The sequence below is a fragment of the Candidatus Absconditicoccus praedator genome (genome assembly GCF_021057185.1).
GTDB classification, from domain to species: Bacteria; Patescibacteriota; Gracilibacteria; order Absconditabacterales; family Absconditicoccaceae; genus Absconditicoccus; species Absconditicoccus praedator.
Genome location: NZ_CP054059.1, coordinates 902,135 through 914,826, shown reverse-complemented (window position 1 = coordinate 914,826; position 12,692 = coordinate 902,135). Strand labels below are relative to the sequence as shown.

The 12,692-nt window shown below is 27.9% G+C and carries 10 protein-coding genes; 1 reads left to right on the top strand and 9 read right to left on the bottom strand.

Annotation, left to right across the window (positions count from 1 at the left end; genetic code table 25):
* Window positions 1-63 precede the first annotated feature (63 nt).
* The 9 genes from HLG78_RS04470 to HLG78_RS04430 all read right to left on the bottom strand — a co-directional run bounded on the left by HLG78_RS04470 (window position 64) and on the right by HLG78_RS04430 (window position 11,698).
* Window positions 64-1,377 (bottom strand): serpin family protein, encoded by a 1,314-nt coding sequence (locus tag HLG78_RS04470; protein WP_231176626.1) that lies wholly within the window; start codon window positions 1,375-1,377, stop codon window positions 64-66.
* Window positions 1,378-1,974: 597 nt separating this feature from the next.
* Window positions 1,975-2,718: a DUF1295 domain-containing protein gene (locus HLG78_RS04465; RefSeq protein WP_231176622.1), complete on the bottom strand. Its 744-nt coding sequence runs from the start codon at window positions 2,716-2,718 to the stop codon at window positions 1,975-1,977.
* A 27-nt stretch (window positions 2,719-2,745) separates the two neighbouring features.
* Window positions 2,746-3,678 (bottom strand): thioredoxin-disulfide reductase, encoded by a 933-nt coding sequence (trxB, locus tag HLG78_RS04460; RefSeq protein ID WP_231176619.1) that lies wholly within the window; start codon window positions 3,676-3,678, stop codon window positions 2,746-2,748.
* A 76-nt stretch (window positions 3,679-3,754) separates the two neighbouring features.
* Window positions 3,755-4,441, bottom strand: a complete 687-nt coding sequence (locus HLG78_RS04455) for a hypothetical protein (RefSeq protein WP_231176616.1) — start codon at window positions 4,439-4,441, stop codon at window positions 3,755-3,757.
* Between the two features lie 6 nt (window positions 4,442-4,447).
* A complete protein-coding gene (gene hisS, locus HLG78_RS04450; RefSeq protein WP_231176613.1) occupies window positions 4,448-5,764 on the bottom strand; it encodes a histidine--tRNA ligase in 1,317 nt (438 codons plus the stop codon).
* 58 nt (window positions 5,765-5,822) lie between these two features.
* A complete protein-coding gene (locus HLG78_RS04445; protein ID WP_231176609.1) occupies window positions 5,823-6,230 on the bottom strand; it encodes a hypothetical protein in 408 nt (135 codons plus the stop codon).
* Window positions 6,231-6,404: 174 nt separating this feature from the next.
* The gene (locus HLG78_RS04440; protein WP_231176605.1) at window positions 6,405-8,846 is read right to left on the bottom strand and encodes a tyrosine/phenylalanine carboxypeptidase domain-containing protein; all 2,442 of its coding nucleotides are present in this window, start codon (window positions 8,844-8,846) and stop codon (window positions 6,405-6,407) included.
* 93 nt (window positions 8,847-8,939) lie between these two features.
* A complete protein-coding gene (ruvA, locus tag HLG78_RS04435; protein ID WP_231176601.1) occupies window positions 8,940-9,494 on the bottom strand; it encodes a Holliday junction branch migration protein RuvA in 555 nt (184 codons plus the stop codon).
* A 95-nt stretch (window positions 9,495-9,589) separates the two neighbouring features.
* Entirely contained in the window at window positions 9,590-11,698 is a 2,109-nt protein-coding gene (locus HLG78_RS04430; RefSeq protein WP_231176598.1) for a GAF domain-containing hybrid sensor histidine kinase/response regulator, read from the bottom strand.
* A 201-nt stretch (window positions 11,699-11,899) separates the two neighbouring features.
* On the opposite strand from HLG78_RS04430, the gene HLG78_RS04425 reads away from it, so the two are divergent.
* Window positions 11,900-12,688, top strand: coding sequence for an integrase core domain-containing protein (locus HLG78_RS04425; protein WP_231176132.1), 789 nt, complete (start codon window positions 11,900-11,902; stop codon window positions 12,686-12,688).
* Window positions 12,689-12,692 lie beyond the last annotated feature (4 nt).

Sequence of the window (12,692 nt, the reverse complement as noted above, 5' to 3'; positions counted from 1 at the left end):
CGATAAAATATTTTTTTTATTTCAATGATTTTATACTTTTTAAATGATTATTCAAGCAAATTTTTATTCTTCTATCACTGGCTCCATCATCTGTCACATAAATAGAATTTGTCAGGTTTCTTCCTCTTCTATGATAAACATAAAAGGTTCATCAAACTTCAATACTGGAGATGGTGGTTGAGCTGATTCAGCTCTTATTTCTATAACTGTAGCCGCTGCTGCTTCAGTTCATTCCTTGTTAACTTCTATGAATGTATCGTGTAAAGCATCGCTTATATATACATTTTGTCCTAATTCTTCTAAATCAACCATATTATCAAAATTTGCTAAACTTGAGTCAAATGCATCTTTTATTCATAAATCCTGCATAACTTCTACCAATCCCAAACTACTGCCAAATGTGAATTTTGGTAAATACAATTCAATTTCTCATTTCCTTCTTTGTGTTTTTATTTCTTCAAACTTTTCCCTATCAAAATCTTCATAAAATTCCTGCAAAGTTTCCTGTTTTGGCATTATTGCATGAAATGCAAAACTTTCATCTTCATATCATTTTGACACCATCTGATATTCTTCTTCTTTTACGTATCTGTGATCATCTTCAAGATACATCATATCCACTTCTTTTTGTCCATCTGGAGTTTCAAAATCCATATCTCTAATAGAGTCAAATTCGGTCTCCCAATCATTTTTAAAATATATTGCATTTATCAAATAAGCTACTACTAAAGGATCAATTTTTTCACCCGGTTCACCTAACATATCCTCTATCTTTCAGTTTGTTTGTTCTTCTATCCATTCATTTATTGGATCCACTATATCTGGCATATCCTCAACTTTTGCATCAAAGTATCTTTGCCCATCTTTTACATAATTTTCTCTAAAAGGTATACCCTGATCCAAAAACAATGCATTAGCTATTGATAATTCTCATTCAGTAGAATAATCCTGTAATTTTTCTTTTTGAGCATAATATGCTTTCTTTACATCATTAATATCCACCCCTTTTGTTTCCAGAACTTCTGACATTTGTTCTTTAGTCTCTCCATCTGCTCACATATATGCCAACAAAAAGGCAGCATGGATACTATATGGAGAAATGAATAAATTTTCATCTTTTTCTACTTGTTCTCATATCAATTCATAAAATATATCAAAATCAAAATTTTTGGTATCCAAAACACTTGTGTCTATTTCACTAATATCAATATCTTCTGGTTCTCAAAAATCTAAATCTGAAGCATTAGAGTCTGATACATCTGAACCATTAGAATCTGAGTCTTTGGGTTCAACACTGCTTACTTGTTCATCACAACCAGTAAAGAATATTATAGACAAAAGCACCAAAGCTGATAATAGTATTTTTTTCTGTCACATTTTTATTTATTTAATATGTAAATCATTCGTATATTATTTATACGATAAAATATTTTTTTTATCACAAAAAATTTATATTAATTTAAAAAGCCCCTGGTTGGTTTACCAAAAAGGACTTAACTGACATACTTACTCCTTTTTTAAAAAACTGCTTCAGGGAAAGCAATATTATACACAATGAAATGTAACATTATATCAATCATTTTTTATAAAATTGTTCTTGATAGCAAATACTCAAATTATGTTTGTATATTACTAATATTTATCTATTTATAATTAATAGATAAAACTTGTGATGACTTATTTGAGTAAATTTCAATTTTTTCTAATCAAATATTCATCAATTCTTGATTTTCTAAATAAAATAAATATCTTAATTAAACTCATACATCAAAAAAAGAGGTGATATATGAGTCTGTTTGAAGACCTTAAAATATTGGTACCCAGTTATTTTTTGGGAGCGATAGGTGGAATCATAATTGGCATTCCTTTGCATTTTTTGGTCATACAACCAATTGCTAGAATCATTACCTAAACCCACATATTGAAAACATATTTCCCCACCTTGTTTGCTTGGTGGGGATTTTTATCATAAATTTATTTGGGAAACCAGGGTATAATCTTGGTTCTAGTAGTTTTTTTGTATTTTTGATATTCCAAATTATCTTGATATTTTTTCTCTATTAATGGCACTCAAGAAACAAAATTCAACAACAAAAAAAGTATAAAAAATCCCAACATAGACAAAAAACTAGTAGCTATACCCATAACTCACAATCAAAACCAAAAAAGTAATTCTCCAAAGTATTGAGGAAAACGAGAATATTTATAAAGTCATGTTGTTATTATATTAGAGTTAGTTTTTTGTGATTTGAAGGTATATAACTGATAGTTTGCAATTCATTCATAAGCAAATCAGATAATTGCAATAATTCATCATATAAGATAATATATACTTTCTCATCAATACAAATTCACTACCCATATAGGAGATGCTATCAACATCATCAAACAAAATTGCAGCAGGTATACTTGAAAAAAACTTCTTGTATAAAACCATTTCCATAATTTACGAAAATTATTGTAACGAAAATCTTCTCATTTTGATTTTCTTATTTTAGAAAATACATAAGTTGCTAACCATACTCACCATATAGTAATAATCAATGTCAACAAAATCTGCCCAAAATCAAATGTTCAATCCACCAATAGCGTATACCATGCAATAATAACAAATCACAATCACCAAAAAACATCAACAATTCAATTATTTTTTAGTTTTATAGATAGAAAATACAGCACAAAATAACAAAATAGTATAAATATAGAAACTTCAATCATAATAAACTATTAATTAAGAATAAAACACTATCAAAGATAGTGTTCAAGTTCTAGGGCTGCCATACATCAACTTCATGCAGATGTAATTGCTTGCCTATATTTTTTATCTTGGACATCACCTGCAGCAAAAACTCAATCTACACTAGTTTGTGTTGTACCAGGAGTAGTAATTATATACCCATCTTCATCTGTTTCCAACTGTCATCATAGAAATTCTATATTTGGATTATGTCATATTGCATAAAATAATCACGAAATATTCATTTCATAAAATTCATCTTTTTTATTGTTGTAGACCACAATACTTCTTAGTATCATATCTCATTTGGCTTCTTTCACCTCACTATTCCACACAACTTCAATGCTATCGGACTGAGCTAATCTATCTTGAAGAACTTTTGATGCTCTAAGTTGATCTCTTCTAACAAACAAATATACCTTGCTGGCAAATTTGGTAAGATATATAGCTTCTTCTACAGCAGCATCTCAACCTCAAACAACTCACAATTCTTTATTCCTGAAAACTGGCATTCCACCATCACATACTGCACATGCAGATATTCATTTTTGCCAAAATTCTTTTTCTCCAGGAATTCAAAGTTTTTTTGCTATAGCTCATGTAGCTATTATCAATCATTGTGTTTGATAAGAATTTCAATCATCTGTATAAACAGTATATGGTTTTTTTGATAAATCTACATTTGTAACTGTATTTGTATATATTCTTGTTCAACAGTTTATAGATTGTTGCCTCATTTTATTCATTAATTCAGTTCATTGAATTCAATCAGGGAAACCTGGAAAGTTTTCTACATCTGTAGTTGTAGTAAGTTGTCATCCAGCTGTAACACCTCAAGCCATATATCATTCAAACATTATAGGATTTAGCATTGCTCTTGCTGTATATATAGCAGCTGTGTGTCAGGCTGGTCAAGATCATACAATTATTACTTTTTCCATAACATAAAAAATTATTAATTAAATATTAATATAATAATCCACAATACCTACTTTTCAATAAATTAAATTAAATATTCTAATAACTCAAATCTTCAAGTCATATACTTTCAAAATCTTTCAAAACAACTCTTCAAAACAACTCTTCAAAATCTTCAAAAAATAAAATCGGCTTTGGATGTTTTTTTCATACTTTTGAAAATTTATTTGGAGATTCAAACTCATCATTGTAATAACAAGGGAAAAGCTTTCAATCCTCAATCTTAAGAAAAATATATCTTCAATCATTCAAAATCAAAATAAAATAATCATCAAATCTATATACTTCCGATACTACCTCATCTCACCTTAATACTAAATTGGCAAACTCTTTATCAAACCTAAAAATATTTTCAAAAGTATATATCTTTCATTCTTGATTATCAACTAGAAAGTTTTCATAAAAAACTCAGTTTGATGTTTCATATGTACTAAATCAAACAATAATATCATCAAACATAGCAATACTATCTGGACTTAGATAATGACATTCAATTGAGTCGCCTTGTATAGTATACAAAATAAAAAAACTTCATAAAGAAGATTCTTCATCAGTTTTGGTAAGTGTCAAACTTCTTTCTACTACATAAACATTAGAAAGTTTTTTAGCATCCAAAACCATAGCTATCCCTTCGGAAATTTCTCTTTTGACTGTATAAGCTCATGAATAGTCTATATTTTCCAATATTTCATGTAGTCATGACTCATATAATTCTTTTAATTCCATTTTTTATTATATATTATAAATTTTTTCTTCTCAAGAACTCATTTCTTTTATTGTATATACTCAGTTTAATTTTTCTTTTTCTCACATAATAACAACATTTTTGGCATTTTTTCTGTTGGCTAGCTGCATTTGTTTTTTGAGTTTATCACAAACTGGATATATTTCTACTTTATATCAATCTTGAATAAATTTGTAAGCAAGAGATACAACATCAGGAAAAGTATCTTCAAAATTGATAAAAAAATAATCTATATTATTATGACCTTGTGAATTAATACTATCTTTTATAAAATCAAAAAGTCTACTTACTCATATACTTCATCAAACTCAAGAAAAGTTGGTTTTGGGATCCAGATAATAAGTAAGATTTTCATACCTTCATCCTGAAGCAACACTGGATGTGGACTTATTTTTATCCAAGAATGTTTCAAATACTATTCAAGTATAATAATCCAGTCACCTTACTATAGAAAAATCTATAACAATTTTTGGATCTATTTCAAATTTTTCTCATATATTATTGAAATTTGATAAAAATAGCTTGAGAGAGTTTATTCATTCAGCAAAAACATCATTTGAAAATTCGGTACTAATATAATCTAAATCTTTGTATGTAACCTGTCTTGATATAAAATTATAAATTTTTTGAACATATTCTTCGGATATGCATAATTGCCCTGCAAGCTCAAAAAATTTTTGTTTGGATATTTTTTCAGACTTATCAATCAAATCAATCATTTTTTGTTTTTTATCAGAATCATCTCCAATAACTGAATCCAAAAATCAATCTATTATTCTTTTGTCATTAACAAATAATACTGGAGTATTTTCCAAACAAAAAGACTGCATAATATCAGATAAATTTTTATACAAAAGAAATACAACTTCTGCATCATAGTAAAGAACATTATTAAATTTATCATCATCCCAGATGATATCTACATCTGCTTGAATAAATTCTTTGAATCTACCTTTTTGTTGTCTTTCTCCTCTTCGCACTTTATCTATTTGATATCTTTTGAACGGAAAAGGAATTTTATCTTTCCAGTCCAGTACATATCTTGCAAAAGGAATAGTTAGATCAAAACGAAGACTATAATCTTTTAAGTCTGAACCACCTTGAGCAAGTCAATAAAGACCAAAAATTTGTTTGGAAGTTTCTTCTCATCACTTTGATAAAAGTATTGAGTTTCTTTCTACTGCAGGAGTATCAATATTTTGATAACCAAAATTTTTATAATTTTTTTCTATAATAGAAATTATTTTATTTAATACTTCTTGCTGTTGATAAGAATATTCACCAAATCATCATACTTTGTACATCAAGTCAATATTAAATTTAAAGTTACTCAACTATAAGTTTTTTTAATAAAATTTCAAGTTAGATACAACAAATTTTTGAGTTTATGTGAGTTAGTTTTTCTTGTAGCTGATTTTCTTTATTGGATTTTGCAAAAAAGTCATAAGAGATTTTATCAACAAAAATTAATCAGTTTTTTCGATCGTTTGGATTTTTATCAATACTTTCAAGTATATAATAAACTATTTCAAGGTTTGATTGTTGCGAATATATATAATCTGGACCATTTACATCTCAATAATATATCAGGTCCTCAGGAGAAATTCTGTCTGATAAATATTTGTGTATTCCCTCAAAAATAAATTTGTTTGAACAAAAAAAGTAAACATTTTTATCTTTATTGTCTACCATATTTGATATTGCATCCAGTTGATATGAATTAGGCACAAAATTATTGATATTCAAAAACAAACTTATATACTTATCCATAAATTTACTAAAAATATAAATTATTACTAACTTGATAATGAGTTTGGATTTAATTTCAAGATATTATTTATATTTTGAGAAATCTAAAGCAATTCCAATCAAATATATCACAAAAATCATAAATAAATAAATTATACTATAGATTTTTTACAATTTAAAATTTGAAACAAACTTCTAAAAAATCTTACTCATATCATCTATTTTTATTTTTCATTTCATGAACTGCTCTACATCTCATCAGTTTTCTATCCAATCTTTTATTTTCATATATCAATCAAGATATATCTTGTCTTTCATAAAAATAGCTCATCAGTCAACAAATCAAGTATTTTGAACTCATTTTTTTGCTCTCAATGCAGTTTTGAATGCTCAATTCAAAGTTCTATTTTCCAATCATCTAATCATATCTACAAGTCTAGAAAATGAATGTTTCTGAGCTTGATTCAGAAGATAATACTTTTTGTATATTCAAACTTTAAAATAATCTTCAGGTAAATTTTCTATACTTTTATATACAGCAAGTCATTCTTCATCTTTTATATAAAATCAAGTTCAATTGGCAAGAATATTCCATCAAGTTTTTAGTCAGTTAAGATATCTTCTAAGATGAACATCAATCTCATGAGCAAGTGTTGAGTATATCTCTTTTTGCCTAAATTTGGCATGCCCAGAAAGTTTTATGGTAATTTTTTTTCATCTAACAATTGAAATTCTAGCATAAGAAGAAGGATCAACTTGTATTCTTACTCCAGTAATTCATCTTTCATCTAGATATTTTTTTATTATTTTTTTTGTTTGAGAGAAAGTTAGATACTCTCATAAAACTTCATCGTCTGATGGCTCATCCATAAATATTTTTTGTTTGGAAAGTTGAAGTATTTCATCCTCCATTTTTCAGTATAGCATTTCATTATATTTGAGTATATCAGAATACTTTTCTCTTTTATAAGAATTTATAAGATTCAAAACAATTTCAAGCTCGTTTATTTTTTCTTCGAACAATCAAGCAAAATTACTTTTCAATCAAAAGTTTTCATTGAAATAATTTTCCTTTAGTTTTTTTAACCAATCTTCTATTTCTTGCAATCTATCAGTACTTGGCCAATCGTATACAAATTTTGGATTATAATTTCAATTCCAAGTAATAAAATTGTCAAGCTCATCCAAATAATTTATTGGTTTTAGCAGTTTTGTAATATTCAATTTTGATTGAATTTTTTTGAGTTGTTGATCTATAGTATACAAATATTCTTTCTCTTCATCTAGTATGTTTTTGTCGCTAATAATATTTATTTCATCAATAACATTGTGAATTGGTTTGATATAAAATTCACTTACAGAAGGATGTCACAAAACTATCTCATTTTTTTTGAGTTTATCCGAACACTGAAAAACTGGGTTTTTTAACCTAATCTCGCTTTCATATATATCCAAAACCGTATCTCAAAGATTATGTTCTTGGACAGTTTCATAAAGATTGGATGATATATAATTTTTCTCTTTTTTAATATCTACTCTTACCACTACAGGTATTTGTTGGTCTCATTCTTCTGACTCCAAGATAATATTAGCTTTTTGACTCAAATACAAAACTTTTCACATTGCCACAAGATTTCATCTTGAAGAGTTAAAAAGACTTTTAGATATTTCTACTCATTTTTCTGGGCTATTTACACTAACATCAGAAATTTTTTCAAGCCTTTTTCTAAGTCACAAGACACTGGCTGTTTGTACTTCCAAACCAGCTTTAGCATTTACTTCCAAAAGTTTTGGTTGGTCCTTGACTGCTACCCAATCAAGAGCAAGATAACCAAGATTTACAAAATACTGAATTTTTGAACTATATAATAATATATCATTCCAAAATGGCAATTTTTTGTTTTGAAAATCTTCAAAAGCTCAAGGAAATTTTTTCTTGAAAATTTGTCATTTGTAGTACATAGATTTGATTTTCCCAGAACCTACTTCTACTCAAAATCATATTCATCACTGTGCAAGATTAGCTTTTCATCAAGATTCTATCGTTGGCACTCTAACCATTGCAGCAACTGGTATAAGGTTGAATACTATCACTCTTATATCAGCTAGTCAATACTGACAAAACCTTTTGAAATTATCTCCAGGAGATAGTTTTTCTTCTATAAGAATTTTGTCTCCTCAAAGTGTCATAGAATGCTTACCATCCAATATGTCTACAAGATATCTTCTATACACATCATCATTTACAACTTCACCTCCTGTTTTATAATAATAATTGTAATCACTAGATTTTTTGATCCCCAAGTATTTTTCAAAAAAACATTTTGTATTTTGCTGAACAGAATATCATTCTGGCAAATCTTCCAAAAGCTTTGTTACAAAAATTCACCTTCATTTACTTCATTTGTTGGGTTTTACTACAAAATTTTTCTTTGGAAGAGATGCAAAATCAAAATTGTATAATTCATTACGATTGTTGATAACTGCATAAGTTTCTGGCACAGGTATTCCTCTTTCTTGAAAGAAATTCTTGGTTTTTATCTTGTTGTCTGCAAGACGGATTGCTTTTTTGGGATTGAATTTTTTTATGTACAAAAGGTTTCTTGCATTCATACCAAGTATTCAATGATTGAACATCAGTAGATTTAATTATAAATACTTATTTTTATCAAAAAAAACATAAAAATCAAGCCTGTAAATTGGAAATTTGATTGGATATTTTTAGTCAATCTAATTGTAGTTGTCAAGCAACCACTTAATAATTTCATTAATCTTGCTTTTCTCAAGTTTTATATCACATTCTGAAAGCAATACTTTTACTTTTTCTGTATCAAATCAATAAGGTTTTAAAGTTTTTATTATATCATTGTACAATTTTTCATCTATATCAAGCTTTGAAAGGTCTTTTGACTCTATTGATGACTTGAGTTCTACAATTATTCTTCTTGCAGTTTTTGTTCAGATTCAAGGTATATTTTGAAAAAATTTTAGATCATAATTTTCTATTGCATTTTTGAGATTTTCTTGGTTTTGCATACTTATCAAATATGCTGTTTTGGCTCATACTCAAGGTAGCTTCATTGATAGTGTGAAAAAATCTTTTTGTTCAAAATTATCAAAAGCATAATAAAAGTAAGTTGAATGATTCTGATCAAAATGAGGATACAGTAAAAAATCTCAAGATGTTTTTTCTCACAAATACACAGCCTCTACTCCAAAAAAATCGTTTTTTATAATTTTTTTCTTATTGGTTTCTAGTACTTTTCAAGTGATATAGTGCAACATTTTTGGTTTAATAAGGTTAAACTTATATCATAATAACAATATTTTCTTGAAATTCAAATAAATTATCAAAACATTTTAGTAAAAAACTCAAAAAATTAAGCTTTATCCTCCAAAAACCAATCTAACACTCTATAAATATCAGCTTTTTCTGTTGGTTTTGTTAGATAGTGATTAAATCATTTTCTTTTAAACTTTTCTACTTCTTCACTAGTAGCAAATGCTGACAAAGCTATCACAGGAATATTTGAATTTTGTTTGATCTCTTCTACTAGTTCATCTCAAGACATTCAAGGCATTTGAATATCTGTAATTATAATATCAAAGTCTCCTTTTTGATATATATCCAACGCTTGTTCACCATCATCAGCAGCAACTACCTGATATCATCTTTGTTCTAAAATACTTTTCAACAACATTTGATTTATAGGCTCATCTTCAACTATTAGTACTTTGAACTGCTGGTAATACTCAACACTTTTTTCTTCTGATTCTTGAACAGGTTCAGGCAAATATGCTGATTCTGCTGACTCTCCTGTTTTTTGGAAAGGCAAAACAACACTAAAACAGCTTCAACTTCATTGTTGACTAGAGACTGTTATTTCTCATCACATAATTTCTACTAAATTTTTGGTGATTGCAAGACCTAATCAAGTTCATCAATATCAAACTGATGGATGATTTGTTTGTACAAAATTTTCAAATACTTGATCAAGCTGGTCACTTGGGATTCATATTCAAGTATCTTCTACATCTATTTGAATTTTTTTGGAGTCTTGAGATTCTTCAATTTGGTTTATAGACACTTGTACACATCATTCACTTGTAAATTTTACTGCATTATTCACAAGATTAGTTATTACTTGAGAAATTTTTTGAGTGTCACCCCAAAAATACTCATCTTCCAACAAAGGATCTATATGACAAGATATATCTATATTTTTATTGTTTGAAAATTTTTGTAAAGAGACAATAGAAGAGATTAAATATGTTATATTTACCTTCTCGGGTTCATAATCAATTTCGTTTGCCTCTATTTTTGAGATATCCAGAATATCATCTATAATTCACAAAAGTTTTCTTTTTTGTTCTTCTAATTGTTCTTTATAAAATTTTGATGTATGCTCATCAACATTTCATTGAGTTAGTTCATCTAAAATTCCATAAATTACATTTATAGGTGTTCTTATTTCGTGTGACATATTAGCAAGAAATTTTGATTTTGCTTGGTTGGCATCTTCTGCTTGTCTTTTTGCCTCAAGCATGGATTTTTCCAAGTTATGTTTTTGGAAAGCATTGGTAATTAATGCAGAAAATGTCTTCAATCTTAATAAGTCTGAATCAGTCCATTTCTTGAACTCATTGGTAGTATTGAGTCAGAAAAAACCAAAAAAATCATCTCACTGCATTATAGGAAATGCTATAAATGTTTTAATACCTCTTTGCTGTAAATCCTTTTTTTCTGGTATATCCTCCATCTCATCTACATTGGAATACAAAACATGATTTCAATTTCTTATATTTTCAAAAAAATTTTTGAATTGATGAAATGACAAACTTTCTGGTACTGAGCCATTTATATTAATATGTCAAATACTATTAAAGGTGTTTACACAACTATCATCAGTATTCATCTCAAAAAGATAAACCTGATCTGTTTGAAAAAAATTTTTCATAAGCAACAAAGCATTTTCTAGTTGGCTTCTAAATTCAGCTTCTGACTGTATATACAAAAAAGAGCTTCATATTTCTGTAAGATATTTTTGGAATTCTAGCTGTTTTTTTTGTTGTTTTTCTCTTTTATGCTTTTCTATAGCAAGTCAAAAAATATTTGCAAACTGCTGGATAAGTTCCAAATCCGCCTCATCAAAATCATTAGGAGTATTTGCTACACCTATTTGTCATACAATATCATCTTCTTTTCACTGGGATTTTGCAACAGCACACAAGAAATTTTGTATCTTGACATGCCCACATGGAACTCCGGTAGAATCTGGGTGATTTGGTGCATCATTTGTATAAAATCATTGTTTATTGTTGAATGGCAAAGACAGCAATCATCAAGGCTTTTCTATCTGTACATTTGTATCTGTATTTTTATCCCAAAGTCCACACTCATTCCAAACCGCTTTGGTAAATGCATTTATTATGAGTTTTCCGTCCTCTACCTGTCATATATAAGCAATTTTTCAGTGAGTTATCTGCATTACACCATCTAGTATTATTTCTGCAAATTCATTTATATCAAAATCTGCAGATAATATTTTTTGGGACAGTTGAGAAATCTTATTACTTACAAATTGTGATTTTGTAATATCATCTATTGTATATCTTATTTGTAAGATTATATAGCGTTGTTAAAAATAATGTGTATACAAAATACTATTTATTTGATAACAAACTATGTAATGAATATACATAAAAATACAAGACTAACACCACTCCAGAGAAAAGAGGTCTGGGAATACTATAAAAGATGAATGAAGCCTAAGGATTTACATATTAAGTTCAATGTATCATTGCCTACCATATACAAGATAATAAAGAGAGCAAGAACTCAAGAGTTTTTACCAAGAAATTCTATCAATAATAGATTTAGAAACATTAGGCGATGATTACTTAGATTAGCTAAAATAGAATCTAAGATAATAGAAAAGAAAAACAAAGAAGCTAGAAGATACAATAAAAACTACCCTTGAGAAATGATGCATTTTGACACAAAAAAACTACCTCTTATAAGATGAGCAGCAAACAAAAAGTCTGAATACTTATTTGTATGAATAGACGACTATTCTAGAGAACTTTATGTAGCTATAATGCAAGATAAGACACAAGTATCTTCGTCTATGTTTCTTAGACAGGTAATAGATGAATGTCCTTACACTATTGAGTGTGTGTACTCAGATAATTGAGTTGAGTACAAATGAAATGATAAACATGAATTTGTTAAAGAGTGTGTAAAAAGCTGAATAAAGCAAAAATTTACAAAAGTTAGAACACCAAGAACAAATTGAAAAGCAGAGAGGGTTATAAGAACATTAATCGATATGTGGCACAGTAAGGAAGTTTTTAAGTCATCAGAACATAGAAAAATGTCTTTAAAAAGATTTGTAAATCGATATAACACTGTAAAGCCACATAAATGACTAGATAATAAAACTCCTTATGAAGTTATTGAAAAGTTCTATTACTGATAATTTT